At 36.5% G+C, this 20,266-nt stretch carries 21 protein-coding genes, 1 pseudogene and 2 riboswitches; of the genes and pseudogenes, 3 read left to right on the top strand and 19 right to left on the bottom strand.

Annotation, left to right across the window (positions count from 1 at the left end):
* Positions 1-163 precede the first annotated feature (163 nt).
* From ACTWP4_RS14040 to ACTWP4_RS13990, 11 genes are all read right to left on the bottom strand, one after another.
* Entirely contained in the window at positions 164-1,660 is a 1,497-nt protein-coding gene (locus ACTWP4_RS14040) for a sodium:solute symporter family transporter (RefSeq protein ID WP_443129396.1), read from the bottom strand.
* A 102-nt stretch (positions 1,661-1,762) separates the two neighbouring features.
* Positions 1,763-2,170, bottom strand: coding sequence for a Zn-ribbon domain-containing OB-fold protein (locus ACTWP4_RS14035; protein ID WP_443129395.1), 408 nt, complete (start codon positions 2,168-2,170; stop codon positions 1,763-1,765).
* The gene (locus ACTWP4_RS14030; protein WP_443129394.1) at positions 2,167-3,327 is read right to left on the bottom strand and encodes a thiolase family protein; all 1,161 of its coding nucleotides are present in this window, start codon (positions 3,325-3,327) and stop codon (positions 2,167-2,169) included. The genes ACTWP4_RS14035 and ACTWP4_RS14030 overlap by 4 nt, the downstream gene beginning before the upstream one ends.
* On the bottom strand, positions 3,327-5,258 hold the full coding sequence (locus tag ACTWP4_RS14025) for an acetoacetate--CoA ligase (protein WP_443129393.1): 1,932 nt from the start codon (positions 5,256-5,258) through the stop codon (positions 3,327-3,329). The genes ACTWP4_RS14030 and ACTWP4_RS14025 overlap by 1 nt, the downstream gene beginning before the upstream one ends.
* Positions 5,255-6,421: a thiolase family protein gene (locus tag ACTWP4_RS14020; protein WP_443129392.1), complete on the bottom strand. Its 1,167-nt coding sequence runs from the start codon at positions 6,419-6,421 to the stop codon at positions 5,255-5,257. The genes ACTWP4_RS14025 and ACTWP4_RS14020 overlap by 4 nt, the downstream gene beginning before the upstream one ends.
* Positions 6,422-6,648: 227 nt before the next feature.
* Positions 6,649-6,739, bottom strand: a riboswitch (SAM riboswitch).
* An 89-nt stretch (positions 6,740-6,828) separates the two neighbouring features.
* Positions 6,829-6,941, bottom strand: a riboswitch (SAM riboswitch).
* A 99-nt stretch (positions 6,942-7,040) separates the two neighbouring features.
* Entirely contained in the window at positions 7,041-7,583 is a 543-nt protein-coding gene (locus tag ACTWP4_RS14015) for a GNAT family N-acetyltransferase (protein WP_443129391.1), read from the bottom strand.
* A gap of 298 nt (positions 7,584-7,881) precedes the next feature.
* The gene (locus tag ACTWP4_RS14010) at positions 7,882-8,277 is read right to left on the bottom strand and encodes a hypothetical protein (protein WP_443129390.1); all 396 of its coding nucleotides are present in this window, start codon (positions 8,275-8,277) and stop codon (positions 7,882-7,884) included.
* 353 nt (positions 8,278-8,630) lie between these two features.
* Complete coding sequence (locus ACTWP4_RS14005; RefSeq protein WP_443129389.1) at positions 8,631-9,356, bottom strand: pentapeptide repeat-containing protein; 726 nt, start codon at positions 9,354-9,356, stop codon at positions 8,631-8,633.
* Positions 9,356-9,703, bottom strand: a complete 348-nt coding sequence (locus tag ACTWP4_RS14000; protein WP_443129408.1) for a PadR family transcriptional regulator — start codon at positions 9,701-9,703, stop codon at positions 9,356-9,358. Before ACTWP4_RS14000 ends, ACTWP4_RS14005 begins: the two co-directional genes overlap by 1 nt.
* Before the next feature lie 107 nt (positions 9,704-9,810).
* The gene (locus ACTWP4_RS13995; protein ID WP_443129388.1) at positions 9,811-10,587 is read right to left on the bottom strand and encodes an ABC transporter permease; all 777 of its coding nucleotides are present in this window, start codon (positions 10,585-10,587) and stop codon (positions 9,811-9,813) included.
* A complete protein-coding gene (locus tag ACTWP4_RS13990) occupies positions 10,587-11,528 on the bottom strand; it encodes an ATP-binding cassette domain-containing protein (protein ID WP_443129387.1) in 942 nt (313 codons plus the stop codon). Before ACTWP4_RS13990 ends, ACTWP4_RS13995 begins: the two co-directional genes overlap by 1 nt.
* 194 nt (positions 11,529-11,722) lie before the next feature.
* On the opposite strand from ACTWP4_RS13990, the gene ACTWP4_RS13985 reads away from it, so the two are divergent.
* The 3 genes from ACTWP4_RS13985 to ACTWP4_RS13975 all read left to right on the top strand — a co-directional run bounded on the left by ACTWP4_RS13985 (position 11,723) and on the right by ACTWP4_RS13975 (position 13,847).
* Positions 11,723-12,169 carry a MarR family winged helix-turn-helix transcriptional regulator gene (locus ACTWP4_RS13985; RefSeq protein ID WP_443129386.1) on the top strand — a complete coding sequence of 149 codons (447 nt, stop codon included), beginning with the start codon at positions 11,723-11,725 and terminating at the stop codon, positions 12,167-12,169.
* Positions 12,170-12,297: 128 nt separating this feature from the next.
* Positions 12,298-13,245: a ring-cleaving dioxygenase gene (locus ACTWP4_RS13980; protein ID WP_443129385.1), complete on the top strand. Its 948-nt coding sequence runs from the start codon at positions 12,298-12,300 to the stop codon at positions 13,243-13,245.
* Positions 13,245-13,847, top strand: a complete 603-nt coding sequence (locus tag ACTWP4_RS13975; RefSeq protein WP_443129384.1) for an alpha/beta hydrolase — start codon at positions 13,245-13,247, stop codon at positions 13,845-13,847. The genes ACTWP4_RS13980 and ACTWP4_RS13975 overlap by 1 nt, the downstream gene beginning before the upstream one ends.
* A 96-nt stretch (positions 13,848-13,943) precedes the next feature.
* On the opposite strand, the gene ACTWP4_RS13970 is transcribed toward ACTWP4_RS13975, so the two are convergent.
* From ACTWP4_RS13970 to ACTWP4_RS13935, 8 genes and pseudogenes are all read right to left on the bottom strand, one after another.
* Positions 13,944-14,378, bottom strand: coding sequence for an NUDIX hydrolase (locus tag ACTWP4_RS13970; protein ID WP_443129383.1), 435 nt, complete (start codon positions 14,376-14,378; stop codon positions 13,944-13,946).
* Positions 14,379-14,491: 113 nt separating this feature from the next.
* The gene (locus ACTWP4_RS13965) at positions 14,492-14,863 is read right to left on the bottom strand and encodes a hypothetical protein (protein ID WP_443129382.1); all 372 of its coding nucleotides are present in this window, start codon (positions 14,861-14,863) and stop codon (positions 14,492-14,494) included.
* Positions 14,864-14,883: 20 nt separating this feature from the next.
* Complete coding sequence (locus tag ACTWP4_RS13960) at positions 14,884-15,054, bottom strand: hypothetical protein (protein WP_443129381.1); 171 nt, start codon at positions 15,052-15,054, stop codon at positions 14,884-14,886.
* 27 nt (positions 15,055-15,081) lie between these two features.
* Positions 15,082-16,027 (bottom strand): annotated as a pseudogene (locus tag ACTWP4_RS13955) (ketoacyl-ACP synthase III).
* Positions 16,028-16,193: 166 nt separating this feature from the next.
* Complete coding sequence (locus tag ACTWP4_RS13950; RefSeq protein ID WP_443129380.1) at positions 16,194-16,730, bottom strand: STM3941 family protein; 537 nt, start codon at positions 16,728-16,730, stop codon at positions 16,194-16,196.
* An 815-nt stretch (positions 16,731-17,545) separates the two neighbouring features.
* On the bottom strand, positions 17,546-17,803 hold the full coding sequence (locus ACTWP4_RS13945) for a DUF4176 domain-containing protein (protein WP_443129379.1): 258 nt from the start codon (positions 17,801-17,803) through the stop codon (positions 17,546-17,548).
* A gap of 49 nt (positions 17,804-17,852) precedes the next feature.
* On the bottom strand, positions 17,853-18,521 hold the full coding sequence (locus ACTWP4_RS13940) for a DUF443 family protein (RefSeq protein WP_443129378.1): 669 nt from the start codon (positions 18,519-18,521) through the stop codon (positions 17,853-17,855).
* A gap of 5 nt (positions 18,522-18,526) precedes the next feature.
* Positions 18,527-20,188, bottom strand: coding sequence for a T7SS effector LXG polymorphic toxin (locus tag ACTWP4_RS13935; protein ID WP_443129377.1), 1,662 nt, complete (start codon positions 20,186-20,188; stop codon positions 18,527-18,529).
* Positions 20,189-20,266: the final 78 nt, after the last annotated feature.

Raw genomic sequence — 20,266 nt, 5'->3', positions numbered from 1 at the left:
TGCCTTGAGCTTCCTTCCGATTCCACGTCACCGTGGACACCGTTGCTTTTGGCTATGTGCTTACCGCTACTAGGTCGCACTCAGGACTTTCACCCGTTAGAGTTCGCCCATGCCGGGCGAACAAAAAGGAGCTGACCTAAAAAGTCAGCTCACTCATTACTTTTTATCCGATTTTCTTAAGCACTAATTCTTCATGTTTTTCAGTAGCTGTTAGCAATCCAATAATACCCATTACTACAAATGATGCTAAAGAAGCAAAGAACATTGCCAGATAAATATTTTCAATGACATTAAATTGCGTAAAGACTACATACAATGCTGCACCTGTGATAACTGCTGCTATCGCACCATAGTTTGTTGCTTTCTTCCAGAAATAACCTAATGTTATCGGTGCTAGAATACCAGAAATAATCGCTGAAAAACTAAATTGAATTAAGATCGACAATGAATCCGGACGGTCTAAGGAAATATATAAAGACAAGAGCCCAACTAAAATAAGGGATCCTTTTGCCACCTTAACCGATTGGGATTCTAATTTAGCTTGGCTGATATCCTTCTTAAATACTGGTGCCAATACCCGGTAAAAATCATTCCCGATACTTGTTGTTACCCCTAGATACAAGCTGTCTGTACTGGAAAGAATCGCAGAAATAATACCTACAATCATAATCGCTGCAACAATACTAGGGAACGATTCGATCACATACACCGGAATAGCAGCATCTGGACTATTTAATGTTGGGAAGAGTACACGTGCCGCTAATCCACCAAGTACCATTAACGTTGAAATCACAAATAAAACAATCCCTGTTGATAAGGTGAATGGAGCCAGTTCTTCTTCCGTTTCAATCGATAAAATCTTATTTAATAGGTGTGGCATTAAGATAAAGCTGAATAATAAAAACTGAACTGCCATAATGGCTAATACACTATTATACGGACCAGTAACCCCAATAAAAGTCGTTAAATTTGGATCTACTGCTTGAAGTTGATTGGTTAATTCTCCAAATACATTGAATCCTCCACCGATTGTCCAAAAAAATGAAATAAAAATCAGGATGGAGGCTATTGCCATAAATAGTCCTTGAATACCATCCGTAATCATTTGGGCATAGGCACCACCAAGTCCGATATATAAAATCGTAATGGCTACACCGATAATAATCCCCCAGAAATACGGAATACCAATTACCGTTTCAAAAATAGTGGCAAGACCGACATTTTGTCCAACAATATAATATACATTGAATAAGATCAGCAATGAAACAATAACTTGTAACGTTTTGGAATTATATCGACGTCCTAACCATTCCGGTACGGTGGATACACGACCGAATTTTTTTCCGTAACGCCAAAATGTTTTAGCAAAAATTAAAAGTCCTACCCATGATACTCCAAAACAACCTAATGTATACCATAAAACGGATGTACCGTGCTGATAAGCTAAGCCTGGAACACCGATAAATAGATTCGCACTAGAATAAGAAGCGGCAAAACTGGCGCCTACTAACCAAGGACTAACCTTCCCTCTAGCAGTAGCAAACCCATTCATGGATTTACTATGAGCACTCCCTTTCTTACCAATCCAAGTTACAACGCCAAAATAAGCAACTAATAATATAATAACAGTCCAAAGAAGTAAACTAGATTCTGTCAACATGCTTGAAAACCACCTTTAATTATTTTTATAATACTTGCTCCAAATCGTCAGTCCAATAATCCAAAACACGACAACTAAAATGAGATACGTATAGATCATGGTTTAATCCCCTTTCTTTTGGAAAAATGGTAATAATCGTTCATTTAATTGCTGAAAAGATATTTCAACTGGCAACTGATAACATATTTCCTGTTCATCAATCAGCAAATGTGTAAGCAAGGATGGTCCCTCAATTAGTTCGACGATTCCTACGGCATAAGGTGTTCGCCCCTGCCAGGCAGGATGTCCTGCTCGGTGAACAATACTCCATGATTTTAACTTTCCTTGCCCTGAAGCTTCTTTCCATGTCAGCTTCGATCCAAAGCAATGAGGACAATGAGCACGTGGGTAGAAAATCCATTGAGCACAATCATCACATTGCTGAAGATAGAATTGTTTCTCGTTAATCTTATCCCAAAAAGGCTGAGTGACCGCTGTAATCGTCGGTTCCGGAAATGATATATTCGTCATTGTTCTCCTCCTAAAACTAAAGCAGTTGTTTCACTTAACGTCGCTCCATTTCCTGTCACAAGTGCATATTTAGGATTGGGAATTTGTCGATCTTCTCCTTCACCACGTAATTGAACAACTGCTTCGATTACGTGTGACATCCCTCCGGCTAAATCGGCTTGTCCAAAACCTAATTGGCCACCATGCGTATTGAGTGGATAATCTCCATCATGATCAAAAGTATGATTTCTAACAAATTCACCGAATTCTCCTTGCTTACATATACCGATGCTTTCAAGTTGCACCGCTACAACACTTGTATAACAGTCATACAAGGATAATAAATCTAAATCTTTCCCTTCTATTCCCGCTTGTTTTAAAGCTTGTGGAATCGAATAAGAAAAAGGTAACTGATCAACAGCCGGGGCTTGGCTGACTGCTCGATGTGTTATTTTTTCTCCTGCCCCTTTAAGATAGACCGGTTTGTTTTTGGCTTGTTTCGCCTTTTCTTCTGAAGTAACGATGACAGCTGCACCACCTGCACACGGCATGACAATTTCTAAAAGCCTAAGTGGATCAGAAATCATTGGCGACTGCAAAATATCTTCCACCTCAACTGGTTTATCATAAAAGATAGCTTTCGGATTCTTCAGGGCATTTTTTCTCGACCAATAGGCAATTCTGGCAAAATCCTCTTGTTTTGAACCATAAGCTTCCATATGTTCCCTTTTTAACAGTGCATAAGAGGTATTGGCCCCTGAAGCACCAAACGGCACATCAAATTCACGAATCGGATTACGGTTTGGAGAACGTGGCGTCTGTCCTTTTTCATTTTTATTAGCTAATACACAGACAACCGTTTCACACATTCCTGCTTCAATTGCAGCTGCTGCACGCCAGACCATTCCTGCCCCTGTTGCACCACCAAGATCAACAGTATTGGACATGGTTGGTGAAATACCTAAATATTCTGACACCGTCGCAGGCACGTGTTGTGGTGTTTCACCGACTTGTGGTCCTACTAACAATCCGTCTATCTCATCTTTTGATATTCCGGCATCTAGTAAGGCAAGTTGTACGGATTCTGCAATTAAACCTAACGTCGTTTTCCCCTCAGAGTAACGTACTGGCTTTAGTTCACCAATACCGATAATGGCTCCTTTCGGTCGTTTCGCCATTAGTAGCACTCCTTTTCTTTAATATGTGTCAATTCTTGCAGAGATTCAGGATTACTAATAGAAGCTTTATTTTTCACTTCTTTTCCAATTGCTTCTGTTTTTGCTGCACCTTCTACCTTCTTACCATTGATTGTATATGGAATATCATTCACTTGATAAATACGTCTCGGAACATGTCTGGGTGATGCCTTTTCCCGTATTTGCTGACGAATATATTTGGCAAGCTCTTTCGTTAATTGATTGGTTACTACACATAAAACAATTTCTTCATCATTTTCACAAGGTAAACCAAATACGATTGAATCTTTGATTTCTTCGATTTGTTCTACTACACTATATATTTCTGCTGTACCAATTCTCACACCTCCAGGGTTAAGAACGGTGTCTGCACGACCATAGATAATAAATGATTGATCAATCGTTTGTTCCGCGAAATCTCCATGTGTCCAAATACCAGGTCGTTGGGAAAAATAATTGTTCCGATAACGTTCGTCACCATTTTCGCCATAGAATGTCAGTGGCATGCTTGGGAATGCTTGTGTACAGACGAGATCTCCCTTTTGACCATAGACAGGTGCATTACGATCATCAAACACTTCCATCGCCATTCCTAATGCTTTACAACTGATTTCACCACGGTTAACTGGGTGAATGGGTGAGCCCATCACAAAACATCCGATAATTTCTGTACCACCTGATATAGAAGCTAAATAAAGATCTTCTTTAATTGTTTCGTATACCCAGTCATATTGCTCTGCCACAAGTGGTGCACCACAGGAAAGGATACTTTTTAAGGAAGCTAAAGCATACTGATCCTTTAATACAACATCTGCTTTCATTAACGAATCTAAGTATTTGGGACTCGTACCAAAGTGTGTAAGTCCGATTTCCTCTGCAATTTCCCATAAATGTGTTGGCTTATCAGGTAAAACCGGAGAACCATCATATAATAAAATCGAAGCATTGCTCGCCAAACCAGAAACAACCCAGGGATACATCATCCACGCCGTGTTGGTATACCAAAACAACACATCTTTTTCATGGACATCACAGTGCAATTGATGCTCTTTCACATGTTGTAAAAGCGTACCCCCAACGGTGTGTACAATCGCCTTTGGTAATCCTGTCGTACCTGATGTATATAGAATATATAAAGGATCACGAAATCCTGTTCGTTCGTATTCGGGGGTCTCCACATCATTTTCAAGTAAAGATTGCCATGTGATCGCTTCTGGCAGTTCGCCGGCAATCGTAATAATGTGCTTGATGCTAACGATGTTTTGCACTGTTTCTAGCACTTTATCCGAAATATCAAAAGGCTTTTGTTTATAGTAATATTTAAGGTTAGCAATCAGTACTTTCGGTTGAACTTGACCAATTCGATCAACGATTCCTTTAGCACCGAAATCTGGTGAACATGAAGTCCAAACCGCACCTATTGATGTAGCAGCAAGTAAAGCAACCAAACCTTCAATATTATTAGTAGTTATACCTGCTACGCGATCTCCTTTTTTTACTCCTAGTTGTTTTAATCCGTATTGTGCTCTTGCTACTTGTTTACGCAGCTCCTGGAAAGTAATCTGAGCTGTTACGCCTGTTTCATCTGCTTGGTAGGCAGCAACTTGGTCACCTTTACCTTTTAATAGATTCTCCGCAAAATTCAAACGAGCATCTGGGAAAAATACAGCTTCTGCCATGGAATCAGCAGGAACATAAGTGGTTTCTCCTTTTTCACCAATAATACCAGCATAGTCCCATACACCTTCCCAAAAATCCCCAATATTCGTGATCGACCAACGATGTAACCTTTCATAGGGAAAGAGTGGTTGGTTGACCGTTTTAGAAAATGCATTAAGATGGGATTGCTCGATAGCTTTTTCCGTAGGTTCCCATAATATAGGACTCTTTTTATCTATGGTTTGAGTATTCATTGTTGTCCTCCTTTCTCTGTTACCTCAATTAGAATGGCAATTCCTTGACCACCACCGCCACATAGGGAAGCAATTCCTTTACCTCCGCCGCGTCTCTTCAAAGCATGTGCCAAAGTTAAAACTAAACGGAAGCCAGTACCTCCAAGCGGATGACCAATTGCTATAGCTCCTCCATTGACATTTACTTTGTCATCATCAATATCCAATGCCTGACAACTTCCGATTACAACACTCGCAAATGCTTCATTTATTTCAAATAAATCTATATCATCTATTGTTAATTTCTGATTATCTAATATTTTCTGGATCGCATCTGCTGGTTTTGTGTGTAAACTTGGGTCTGGTCCAGCTGTTTCAGCCCAGTCAATAACGTAAGCAAGTGGTTCAGTTCCTAGTTGTTCTGCTTGCTCTGATGTTGTGACAATCCCTAGGCTAGCTCCATCTGTCATTTGCGAAGCATTTCCAGCTGTAATCGTTCCATCTTTCGTAAAAGCTGGTTTTAAATTGGCTAATTTGTCTACCGTTGTCTGAGGTCGAATTCCTTCATCATTTGCTAACACTCCATCGATTGGTAGGATTTCTTCCTGTAATAAGCCTTGTTCGGAAGCTGTTGCTGCTCTTTGTTGCGATTGAGTTGCAAATTGATCTTGCTCCTTTCGATCAATGTTATATATGCGATTGTATTGTTCTGTTAAGGCACCCATGGATTGATCACTTAAGGAACACCATAATCCATCATGTAGTAATGTATCGGTAATGGTTTGGTGTCCGATACCTTTTATTGATCGAGTCGGGATTACATGTGGTGCATTGGACATCGAATCAAAACCACCAACAATATAAACTGACCCTTCTTCTAATTTAATTCTGCGGGCTGCATCAATGACTGAAGCAACTCCTCCGAGACATACATTATTTAGTGTGATAGCTGGCGTTCTACTATCAAGCCCTGCCTGGTGTGCAACTTGTCTAGCAGGGTTTTGCCCTTGACCTGCCTGAATAACTTGCGCTAACAATACTCCATCTATATGAGAGATTGTTGAATGCTTTTCAATTAAATATTTTAATGGCTTACTTGCTAACGTTACTGCATCAAATTGTGAAAGTGCACCATTCCATTTTCCAAAAGGTGTCCGGATCCCGTCTAAAATGACAATTGACATAAGTTATAACTCCTTGTTCAACTTTATTTTTTGGTATATAAAGTGAGACTGTGATCAGTGGGGGTTTTGACCCTCACTGATCATTAGCGAAACTTATCAGGGTGTTAGCGTCTATTATCCCCCACTAAGCTTCCTTATGTTACTGGAAGCTTGAAGTGGGGGCTTACAGACGGTTAGCACCGTGATAAAAAAAAGCCCTCTTCGATAAAAAGAGAACTCTACCACTCTTCTTATCTCTCAGGATTTAGCACCTTTCAAGCCTTGCTTAATGGTTGCCGGGTTTCATTGGGCCAGTCCCTCCACCTCTCTTGATAAGTTGATATATTATATTTAATATTCTGTATATTTTTCACAAATAAAAAATCCCTCTACGTTGAGATAGAGAGATACATTACAAAGCTATGAATCTCTTATCTCTTCTAAGTGAGACCACTTAGATGGAATTGGCACCTATATTAAGTAAAACTTAATGGTTGCCGAGGTTTCTTCGGGCCAGTCCCTCCACCTCTCTTGATAAGACAAGATTAATATGTTCAATTTTTTAAAATCCAAGTAATATACTATACTTTAGCATGGATTCGTTAGAATTGTCAATATATTTCGACAATTCCCCTGTATGCTATCTTCCCCATTCATCAGCTAATACTCCATATACAACATGATCAACATAATGATCATATATCCATTCACCACTTCTAATATGACCTTCCTCTACGAATCCTAGCCTTTCAGGCACATTTCTGCTTTTTTTATTGTCGACTGCAGCTCTAATTTCCACTTTATTTAATTTTAACTCCTCAAAAGCATAATCAGTTAATGCTTTAGCTACTCTTGTCATTATTCCATTCCCTTGGTAATCAGCTCCAAGCCAATAACCAATATATGCGATCTTATTGGACCAGTCAATGCTGTTATAGCCGGCGACTCCAACAATTTCATCTTTATATAAAATAACTGCATTTAGACTGTTATTGTCTGCAAAACCTTTTAGGCATGATTGAATAAATGCTTTAGTATCTTCTACTTTAACGGTATTATCCACCCAAGGAAGCCATTCCCTTAAGTAATCTCTTGAATTTTCGGTTAATTCAAACACTCTTTCTGCATCTCTTACGTCAATTAGTTTCAAAGATAAATCCCCATCAATTTTATGTACAAACATGTCAGTCTCCATCCTCTCCCAATCTGTAAATTGAAGATATTTTACCAGATAGTGAATTCGAATTCTAGTACAATTTAGAACTTTCCCTTAAGAAACCATAAAGTGAGACTTCCACCAATGGGGGTTTTACGGAGACTCATATGGGAACTGCAAGATTCTGAAAACACCACGGAGGAAGAACTTATTAATTGGATCGTAAACGAGTAAAGGAAATGCTTATTTCAGTGTGTCAGAAATTTAATTAAATAACTGTTAAAAGAAATGAATAAAAGAAAAAATAACTGAGGTCGAAGCAAGTTTACTCTTCTTTTATATCAAGGTTTGTATAAAAGTTATCGACAATGGGGAAAATTTCAGGTTCTGTATGGTAATAATGGTCATTCACTTGTGTTAATCCGAATTGGAATGTTTCTTTCTCGTCTTCATAAAGAGTAATAGAATAATTAAATCCATCTCTTGGTTCTTGTTTTTCATCTGGAATAAACTTAATGTCTTTTATTTCATTTAGGAAACTTTCTATAATCTTATTATCTTTAATTGTCTTTTTGTATCCTGTATTTCCATCAAATATTATTACTTTAGATACTTTATTTATGTCCCCATCATAAAATTGAGTTAATGTCTTCTTCTCCAATCCACATCCAGTTAAAATAACGAAGGAAAAAACAATAATGAATACAACTGAACGCTTCAAAAAAACACCTCCTCCTTTTTATTTTTCAGTCTTTTAAGTATCAGTTATGTATCATGAAATTGAACAACCTTTTAGATAACAGCCAAAAAGAGGCTGGGACATAACTAAATAGGTAGAACGAGACATCCGAACAATCTGAACTAAGCGTAGGCAAAATACGCAGACTCCTGTGGGAACAGCACGAGCCGAAGATCCACTGTGTGAAGTGTTTTTTTTCACACAGTTAGCTGAGGCCGTGCCCACGGAAAGCGAAGTATTTTGCCGAAGCGGTATGTGTACTCAGACTTTAATGTTCGGATTTTTCCTTTCTAATTACTCTTTTGTCCCAGCCTCTTGCTTTTCATATCTAAAAATTAAATCACCGTAACATTTGTTAGATCTGCTTTATTTCCTTTTAATACTGCAAATGTTACTTTATCCATTGTCGCACCATCGAAAGTTGCTTTGTGACAATAGTAGGCATATTTAAAAGATACATTTCTGAACACAGCATTTTTAAAATTTACACCCTTTAACCCGGCACAATAAAAATTAGTACCATTAAACGTATGATTCTCGAAATCTACACCAGATAAATTAGAATAACTTAAATCTGTTTCATCTAAAACACTATTTTTAAAGCTTGTTTTGGATAAATCCGTCTTCGATACCTTAGCGCCTTTAAGCACTGCATGATCAAAAATAACATTTCTTAGATCACAAGCTACGAACTGGCTATTTGACAAATTGGCACCAGTGAAATCTGATCCCCTCATGTCACTTTTGCTAAACTCGGAACGTTGTAAGTTTACCCCTTTAAAATCCGATTCCCGTAGGTCCATTTTGGTAAAATCCATTGGTTTTTGCTCCTCTAGATCACCACTGTTCCCTTCTGGAAGGTCCTCTAACATTTCGGATACATCACCAATCGAGTTCACTGTCATACTAAAAGCCGTTTCCTCATCATAACCTTGATCTTTTAAATCATGTAATTTCTCTTGCAAATTATTCATTAATTCTTCCTTAATTTCCACAACAGAATGTGATTGTTTATAAGGTAAGAATAATCCGTCTATATATTTTTTTAGTTTTTCACTCACTATTGATTACCACCTTTCACTAGTAGTTGGTCTAGGATACGTTTTGTATTTTCCCAGTTTTTTATATTCTCGGTATAAATCTCTTTTCCTTTTTCCGTTATCTTGTAATACTTTCTTCTTCCACCTTGGGTCTCATCACCCCAGTAGGAAACGATACTGCCATCCTTCTCCAAGCGCTTCAAACTCGAGTACATGGTCGCCTCTTTCAGTTCATACTCTCCATCAGCATATTCTACTATCAATTTCGTTATTTCATATCCATATTTATCTCCACTCATCAATAAATTCAAAACAATCGTATCTGTATGTCCTCTAAGTAGATCAGAGGAAGTTTTATTTTTCACTATCTTCACACCCCCTATATACAATATACATTACTTTGACCTTCATTGTATTGTTATAGCTGTTCTATTTCTATTGATTTCCCAAGGGAGGTATTTAGATGCTCAATTAATCAAGATGTTTTATGTTTAAACACCTGAACAGAAGCTATATAAGTCACCACGAGCAGTCCCGATAGCCATAGTAAAGAAATCCAAACATTATTACCAACAGGTTCACCCATCAAAAGGTTACGCACTGCTTCCAGTATGGATGTCATTGGCTGATTTTCAGCAAATAGACGAATCCATTTCGGCATGGAATCTGTTGGGACAAATGCTGAACTAATAAAGAGAAGAAGCAATACGAGATAACCATACGATGCAGCTCCTTCCACTGTCTTTGCCACTAAAGCAGACAATACAGATATCCATGAAAGGGCAAGCGTAAATAAAAACAAACATCCAATCGTTAGTAGCCATTCACCAACATTAGCATTCGGCCTAAATCCCATCAGAAATGAGCAGACAATTACCAACACCGTCGAAAGAGTATTAAATACAACAGATGTCCAGACATATCCCGATAGTAAGGATGACTTGGCTATTGGCATAGAACGAAATCGGTCAATGATTCCTTTATTAATATCATCACTTAATCGAACGGAAGTATAAGTACCTCCAGTAGCAATCGTCATTAAAATAATTGCTGGTACTAGATAATTGACGTAATTGTCATAGCCGGTTTCGATTGCACCGCCAAACACGTACACAAATACAAACATAAGCATAATCGGCATGGCAATGGTGGTAATCATCGTATCAAGGCTTCTGAATGAGAGGCGCATACTGCGTCCAATCATCACTTTGGTATCACTGAATTTATTTTTCATACTTATAACTGTTTCCATTAGGCACCCTCCTTTTCGCCGATTATCGAAAGGAAAACATCCTCAAGTGTCGGCTGTTTTTGCGTCAATGCAGCAACAGGCACTCCCGCCTGATCTAATCGATTCAATATGGTTGTCATTTGTTTGATGCTTCCATCAGTGGTAATCACCATTTTGTGACTATCCTGACTGATAAATGGATTAAACACTTTTAGCAACCTAAACGCAGCGTTTATTTCTTCTTCATTATGAAATCCAAATTCAATATGGCCCTGAGGTAGCAATTTTTTTAAATCTTGTGATGTTCCTTCAGCTACTATTTCTCCTCGATTCAAAATGGCGATGTGGTCGGCAAGATGATCTGCTTCTTCTAAATACTGAGTAGTTAAAAATACCGTCGTACCTGATTCGGATAGGTCCTTGATCATTTGCCACATGGATAACCTGCTTTGAGGATCTAATCCAGTTGTTGGTTCATCCAGAAAAATTAACGGCGGATTTCCTAGTAAACTCATCGCAAGATCAAGCCTACGTCGCATACCACCTGAATATGTCATAACCCGTTTGTTAGCTGCATCAAGCAAATGAACTTTTCCAAGTAATTCATCAGCCATTTTGTTTGGGTTGGCCAGATGACGAAGTTTACCGATCATACGTAAATTTTCCTTACCTGTTAAACCTTCATCAACAGCAGCATATTGACCTGTTAGACTAATTACTCCGCGGACTTGTTCCGCTTCTTTCGTAACATCAAATCCATTAATTACAGCAGAACCTTTATCTGCCTTCAGAAGCGTAGAAAGAATTTTAATCGTTGTTGTTTTCCCTGCACCATTTGAACCTAACAAAGCAAAAACACTTCCCTTTTTCACAGAAAAATTAATATTGTTTAATACTTGCTGATCTTTATAGGACTTCTGAAGATTACGAACAGATATGACAGTTTCCTTGTTTTGAGCCATGATAGCATTCTCCTAATCATTTATTTTTACTTACCATGTTTCTCCGTAAATACAATATAAATCATATTACTATTATAGTCAAGGTAATATTAAAATAATAATACTTTTATCGTGATCAGAAGTTTGAATATATTGACAATAATCATTTATTTATTATATAATTATCTCGAATTCGAGATAAAAGGAATGGTCTTATGAATAATCAAACTAATAATGATGATTTATCACTTAAACTTTTTGTAGTTCTGACTCGAGCGTTAGCTTCAATCAGAAAACGTGTCGAAGAAGATATAAAATGCCTTGGTTTAAACCCAACTGAATTTGCCGTACTCGAATTTATTTACAGTAAAGGCGAGCAACCCATTCAGAAGATTGGTCAGAAAGTATTAATTGCAAGCAGCAGTATTACCTATGTTGTCGATAAACTCGAACAGAAACAGTTTATTTGGAGGAAACCTTGTCCTAGTGATCGACGTATCACATACGCTGCTCTTACTGACGATGGCAAGAAATTAAGGGATGAGATATTCCCTAAACACAAAGAAGCCATGAATAAGATCTTCGACGGACTTAATAATAATGAAAAACAAATAATGGTAGAACAGTTAAAGACACTAGGCTATCATGCGGAAAAAAATTAAATTTTTTTATTTTAATATCTCGAATTCGTAATATATTATTTTGAAATGAAAGTTTGAGACTTCCACCAGTGGGAGTACCGTGATAAACAGTATGAAGGCAATAGAAAAATAAAGGGGGGAGCAAACATATGAGAAAACAAACGGCAGGCATTCATCATATAACAGCAATGGTTAACGATGCCCAAAGAACCATCGATTTTTATACAGGTGTTCTTGGACTTAGATTAGTGAAAAAAACGATTAATTTTGATCGGCCAGAAGTATACCCTCTCTATTTTGGTAATAAAAATGGTGACCCAGGAACAGTGATTACCTTTTTCCCGTGGCCAAAACAATTAAAGGGGCGCATTGGAACAGGACAAGTTGGTGTCACAAGCTATGCGATTCCAAATGGCTCGATCTCTTTTTGGAAAAATCGTCTAGCAAGATTTAATATTGAATATCAAACCTCTATTCGCTTTCGGGAACAATATGTACAGTTTGAAGATCCTGATGGATTACGCATTGAACTTGTTGAACGTACAGCCGGAGTCTTAAGCGATTGGGAATTCGGGGGGATTACCTCAGATGTTGCAATTAAAGGATTTGCCGGCGCCATTTTAAACTCTGTACAACCTAATGAAACAGCTGATGTCTTAGAAAACATATTAGGTCTCGAACCTGCAGGTCAAGATGAAGGATATCTGCGTTTTATAGCATCAGGAAACTTAGGACAAACAATCGATATCAAATTAACAGCGTCTGTCAGAGGCTTAATGGGTGCTGGAACGGTGCATCATATTGCATGGAGAGCAAAGGATGACCAAGAACATCAAGCATGTAGAGTTTTACTAATCGAAAAAGGATTTCACCCTACCGAAATGAAAGACCGGAATTACTTTCATGCAATCTATTTTCGTGAAAAAGGTGGCATTCTTTTTGAAATTGCTACAGACCAACCTGGATTTACAGCAGATGAAGAATTAGAACACCTCGGAGAGCAATTGAAGTTACCGTCCTGGCTAGAAGAAAAACGAACAGAATTAGAAGATCAACTACCTGATGTTGAGGTACGCATTTTAGAGGAGGATAAATAATGAAACATCTTTTTAACAAAGGAAAAGATGCCAGCAAACCTACATTTTTATTATTACATGGTACTGGTGGAACAGAACTTGACTTGTTGCCTATCGCTGGACAAATCGATGATGAAGCAAATGTTCTAAGTGTAAGAGGTAATGTCTCAGAAAACGGCATGCCCCGCTTCTTCAAAAGACTTGCAGAAGGTGTATTTGATGAAGAAGATCTTATTTTGCGAACAAAAGAGTTACATGATTTTTTAGATGAAGCGGCTGAAAAATATGAGTTCGATCGTGATAATATGATTGCAATTGGATATTCTAACGGTGCTAATATCGCAGCCAGCTTATTATTCCACTATCAGAATTCATTGAAAGGTGCGATTCTTCACCATCCAATGGTACCGAGAAGAGGCATCGAGTTACCTGACTTATCTGGAAAAACTATTTTTATCCCAGCTGGCACAAATGATCCAATCTGTGCCCCATCTGAAACAGAAGAATTACAATCCTTGTTCGAATCAGCAAATGCGAACGTAACAGTTCACTGGGAAGACCGCGGTCACCAGTTAACTTATAGTGAAGTGGATGCTGCTCGGAAATGGTTGGCTAATCAATAATACGGTGGAGCCTTTGTTTACGAAGGCTCCTCTTTTTTTGGCTAAAATAAGAAATCGATACCCTAAACATGAAAAACTTTTTCCGTCCTTGCAGAATTAAAATCCATAAACATCAAATAGTTTATCTTCCATATAATTATCAATAGCTTTACGGACATATGGAATCATATTATCTGGTAATTTCTTAAGCGGATACCAATCTAATTCATCACATTTAGCAGGTTCCATATTGGTAATTTCCCCTGTCCACTTATCTGCAACCAAAAAGAAATCAATCCGCTCCTCTACTGATTTACGATGGATCACTCCGACTACTCTTAAATCTTGATAATTAATAGTAATACCTGCTTCTTCAGATGCTTCTCTTTGAGCTGCAGCAATCACATCTTCATCACCATCCAAATGACCAGCCAGGACACTGTAATTGCCATCCTGATATCCTGTGTTAAATCTTCTAAGTAACAAAATCTGATCATCCTTTAATAAGAAAATATGTACTGCGGGTATTACTTTAAATCGATCTTTTGTCACTATTGATCACCTCTATTCCAGAATATCATGTCTTATTTGCAATTGCAGGAAAAATAAATGTTAAACCGGAAATTGAGTTCTTACTCAATCAATAAAGTTCCTTATCTTTACCTCTAGGCATGAAAGTAATACGTAGTACACTGCCAGTGCTTACTATTTGTTTTTCTATTACCTTTCCACCCCAACCTTAATAGTTCCTTCACTATTAATATATTAAAAAAACCATGTCCAACCAAGACTACAGATTCATATTCTTGAGCGTGTTCTATTAATAAACGTGCAGCTTTTTTAGCTCTTTGTTTTGCATGAGCAAGTGACTCACAACCTTCTGAATATCCCAAAAACCATAAACTCCTTAAAAGAAATGCCCATGCATTTGGGGGTAACTTTACACCTTTTACTGATAATCGAGGTAATTCTGTTTCACGAAAAATGGTCATAGAAGTAAGGCTAGTATTTGGGTTCAATATTGTTGCTGATTCCACTGACCTTTGTAAGTCGCTCGTTATAATGAAATGGATGATTGTATCTGATATAGTGTCTCTGGGGGATAGATATCCTCTTTCAAGACACCACTATCATCATAATTTTTCACCCAATCATTAAATTCAACTGCTGTGATAAAACGATTAGATGTGCATTTAGATTTACCATGTCTAATGAATGAAATCTTCATATGAAAGCTCCTAATTTAAATACTTTTTTAAAGCGTCCATTTTATCAATAGTCCCGCGTGGGACAAGCCTCCACCAAAACCATATAATAAGACTATTTATCATTTCATTTTGCACTCCAATATCCAAAGACAATGGAATGGTTGCTGAGGATGTATTTCCATAATCGACTAGACTGTATAAAGTCCGTTCAATAGGGAAATGGCTTTTTTCACAAATAGCCTCAATCATTCTTAAATTAGCACTATGAGGGACAAACCAGTCTACCTCATCCAACTTAATTTGCGCATTTTCCATCACAGATTGCATTCCTTTTGGCACCGTTTTAACCGCCCATTTATATACCTCTCTACCATTTTGCACGATCAAACCACTATCGTTTAAAGGTTGATTATGCATTTGGTCTGATAGATTTGTGCTATATAAGTGTTGTCCACTTTCTCCTTCTGAACCCATATATGATGAAAGAAAACTTGGTTGTTCTTCATCATACTCAATAAGCATCGCTCCTGCCCCATCACCAAAAAGTACACAAGTCGTTCTATCTGTATAGTCCGTTACCTTTGATAAGGTTTCAGAACCCACTACAAGGATTTTTTTGTTTAAACCAGCTGTTATTAATCCATTTGCTAAGTGTAGTCCATAAGTAAACCCGGCACATACTGCGTTTAAATCAATGGCTCCAGTGTTCTTTATTCCTAGTTTTGCTTGAAGATACGAAGCTACACTAGGCGTTTTAAAGTCGGGAGTAAACGTGCAAACTATGATTAAATCAACGTCATCAACAGATTTATTTTATCGTTCCATTAAATTTAATACAGATTTGTAGCTGATATCACTTGTGAACTCTTCTTCGTGAGCAATTCTTCTTTCTTTTATACCTGTACGTTTTACAATCCATTCGTCACTCGTATCCACGATCTCTTCTAAATCATTAATCGTCAATCTTCTTTCTGGTACATAGGAACCTAACACTTGATCTTAGTATCTGGTACTAATTTTATTTTAAAAAAATTCCAATTGATTTTTTTGTTGTTTTTAGGAGGAGAACTTTAAGCTCTAAAAGTAGCTTTTCAAGAGCAAACTAATAAGTTGTTCCTTTTTTGTTATTTACTTTTATTCCTAAAGAGTTGTATCACTTTTAATATGCTGAATTTCCATCCTCTTCCTGAAAAGTACGTCGATCTAGTTCGTGTACCAACTTGTCTCTATCCTGTCGCTTGACTTGCCCCCAGACAATAGCAAACAAACGAAAATTCATTGCATCATTAAGTTTATTCAGCTTTGTCACATTTTCAGACATAAGCAAACGGTATTTTTCCTCATCATACAACTCGATTTCTATGAATTTATTAAAATTTACTTCGCGAATATTATAACCTTCAATATCTACCCATTTGATTGGAATTGAATGTTTAGAAGATGGATTTATGATTAATTCTTCATCTGTTAAAATCAGGTAAGGTTTTGATTCCCGCAGTCTTTTTATCAAGATATAGATCAAGAAAGTAAAAAACATTATTAAAAACGCTCCTATTAAACTTGCAAAGAAATCCCCCTCCTCAAGAGCAAACCAACATATAATAGCTCCGAACCCGATAAATGCAAGGCTCAAAACCATGTAACATATATTTTTTATCTTTGGGTAATAAAAATATATTGCATTAGTATTCTTCATATAAACCTCCAATTATATTTGTAAAATTCACCATCATTGATTTCTTAATTTAACCTTGTAATAACACTTTATTCCTTTAATTTCCTATCGGTGCTATTTCCCTATCAATTACGTAGTTTTTTATAAAAACCAACAGATCTCAAATAATTCTCCTTTGTTTTAGGAAAAACCTTGGTGGAGATTTGAATAAATATCCAAGTAGTTATGACGGTTGGAATTAGGACAAGTAAGCCAATTGGAGTAATGATAATACCTACAATTATTAGATACAATATAGCAATATACATGATAGAAATAATGAATAGAAACATATAAAACATAGTGATAAATGGATATAAATTTATTTTCGAACTTGAATAGTTTGATTTTTTAATAGCTCTTGTCTTTTCTTATTTCTTGTAAAGTCACCTTGAAGGGATAAAGAAAAAAATTATTCATTACTTCTCTTCCTCCGATACTTCCATCAATTTATTTTACAATATTAATTTAACCTCTGATTAACTCCACTAACCATAATATTTTTTAATAGTTTGTTTTTGTATCCTGATATTTAAAGCTAGCATCTGCTCCATTTATCTTTTTCCCTAATACAACTAAAACAGGAATATTCTCATTATCTTATTCAAGTGCTTTTGGTAGAAACACACCCGAAAGTAGGCAAAGAAACGAACTTTGCCCCTATGGCTTACCTCTTACTCATCAAATTCCAAATCATATTTTTCTAATCTTAAGTCAACATTTTCTTCTGTTAATTCCATTAATATATCTTCATCATATGTAAATAAAATTCTTAAAGGTCTAGTCAAACTTTTTGTTCATACCTTATCAAGCGATCCATTTACTTTCCCCTCGACATAACTACCTCTATTTTTTACCTTCCAATCGTTGAATAGCTTCTGAAATCGTTCTTCTTCCTCGTCTTGAAATCCTTCAAACACAACTTGATCTATATTCTCATGATTAAAATAAAATACATTATCTGGAACCAAACCCTGTGGATATAAACATCCCGAATAATCAAACATTTGGTTTTCTCCATCCATTTCAAGAATAGGACCTCTATTTAGAATCATTAACCTACTTGTTCCTTCGTTCATACAATCGAACCAATTGGCAACATACTTATGCCTCCTCCTTTATTTTTAAAGTATTTTTACTAAATTTTGCTGGAGTTTGACCATCTAATATTGTTGTTACATTAAGAACTGTTAAGGTAAAAAAGAAAAAAGTTGCCACAATTATTAACATCATATTACCATCTGTAATAAATAATACAAATGTAGTTAGAAAAAAAATCAAAATAAAACAATAACTAAGTAAAATTTGTATGCAATGTTTAAATGATATTGGTCTTATGAAAATCTGTTTTTTAAATGAAAAATCAGCAGTAATCATGTTATAAAAATTTTTTTTGTACCTATTGCCAAGATATACTCGTAGTAAAACTACTATTAATAACATCAATGATGCAATAATACCGTTCACTACCATTGTACTTTGAATATCAAAATATTCTGTAAGTGGTCTTAATAAATTGGCTAAAAAAATTCCTACCCCAGTTCCTAGTATAGCAAGGCCTTTATCGTTAGATTTATTTCTCTCTAAGTGCTTCATCTTACTATTAATTTCTTCTCCATCCACTTTATAGATTATATTCGGTACTATCCACGTTAGAAAAGGGAATAGTGTTTTCCATATTGACTTGCCCATATCTAAGGTATAGGTCTCTCCATCAATCTTTAATATTCGAAACCTCGGGTTTTTATACACACGTTGCACTTCACACTTCATAAAAATCACCATCCCCAGCTTATAGGATTTATTGCATCTAGCCCCTTACTAATGGCTTTTCCTGCATCTTTAGCAGAATCCCGAAGCTCGTTACCGAATTCAGACAATTTTTGACCTGCAGCATCCAAGCCATCTTGAAGACCCAAAACATTGTTATCATAAACATAATTAAAAGTCCATGTTGCAGCAAGCCCTACACCAACCGTCCAACCTATCGGAGTAACAGCAAAGCCTGTTGCTACAAGTCCACCAATTGCTCCACCTGCTAAACCAACTCCGACACTTGTTGCATTGTGCGCTATTGCCTCTCCAATAGTCTTGTCCTTTTCAAATAAGTCTTCATACATTCCTACTCCTGCACTAACTGCTATAAAACTTCTACCTACAGCTTTACCTGCCCCTCGCACAACATGACCAGTTTTGGTTAAAACATTTGATGTTTTTGTTGTCGCATTCCCAACTTTTGTAACTATACTACTTGTTTTACTGGAGAGTGTATTAAATAATTCACCTATACTTTTGATATTGGTTGCTACCTTTCCGACTTCTTTTGCTATCACTTTTGTTTCATGTCCAATATATTTTGCTGAATCAGCAGTAAAATTTACTGCCAAATCAAGACCGATCTTACCCTTGTTATTAAATAAATATTCAATAACATCTTTAGGTACTTCTTCATTGAGTTCTTCTTCACTTAATTTTTTGGTAGATTTGCTCATCGTTGAAAGTATATTGTAGTAGGTTTCTCGATCAATCTTTCCATTTTTCAGATCAGTAAATGCACTATTTAGAATCTTCTTTCCTGTTTCATCCATATCTTTTAATGTAGTGTCTTTTGACTGTTCAATCTCATATATAGACATATATTGTATTGAATCACGATCTACTTCCCCAGTCACCCCAATAGTTTCATTATAGTCTTTCAGTACTAACAATCCTGAAGTTACTGATCCCCCTTTGTAATCTGTAAATCGAGCACTTCCACTCACAGCACCTGCATTAGTCAGCGTAGTTTTCATTTCCTTTAGTAACTCTTCCGTTTGTAAAGTATTACTTCTACCTGTACTTGTGAAAGAATATAGAACTTCTTGTAACTTCTCTGCTACATTAACAACCGAATATTTGTCATTATTTATTGAAACGAAAGAAGGAGTGGTTGCACTGCTAATATCTGAAATGCTGCTAATAGTGCTTATTACTGAATTATTCTTTGCTTGTAAAGCTTCAAAGTCATCATAGACATCTTCAATGGTATCTCTAACATAGTTACTTCTTATTATTGTACTTCTATTTTCATCTACTTTTGATTGAAAGGTCTCTATATGTTTGTTCAAATTATCATATAAATCTGTAAAGACTCCATTAATTGTTGTCAAAACTGTAAGATGAAGGTCTCTAAAATATATTTTTGCATGATCTGCAGTTTTTCCTGAAAAAGAACTCATATTGCAGATTTCTTCTATGTTTTGTTCCACTTTTGAAAGACTGTCTTTAATATCTTCAGACTTTAATTTGAATTCATCTGATAAGTCTATAACTTCCGACAGATCCACTTTATGTCCCATCGATAATCCCTCACTTTCCTTAACATATTGTTTGCTTTTCAACAACAAAAATAATATTAAAGAAAATGGCAAAGGGGAAAAGCTATGTCCTTTGCCATTCACTCTATTGTACTACTACAAATTTCTAGCTAATTATTGTTATTCGCTTGTTCACAACTTGGCTTCTTTCCCATCTGAAAT

It is taken from the genome of Gracilibacillus sp. D59, from assembly GCF_052246695.1.
GTDB lineage: Bacteria > Bacillota > Bacilli > Bacillales > Amphibacillaceae > Gracilibacillus.
This window is presented reverse-complemented; position numbering and strand designations above follow the sequence as displayed.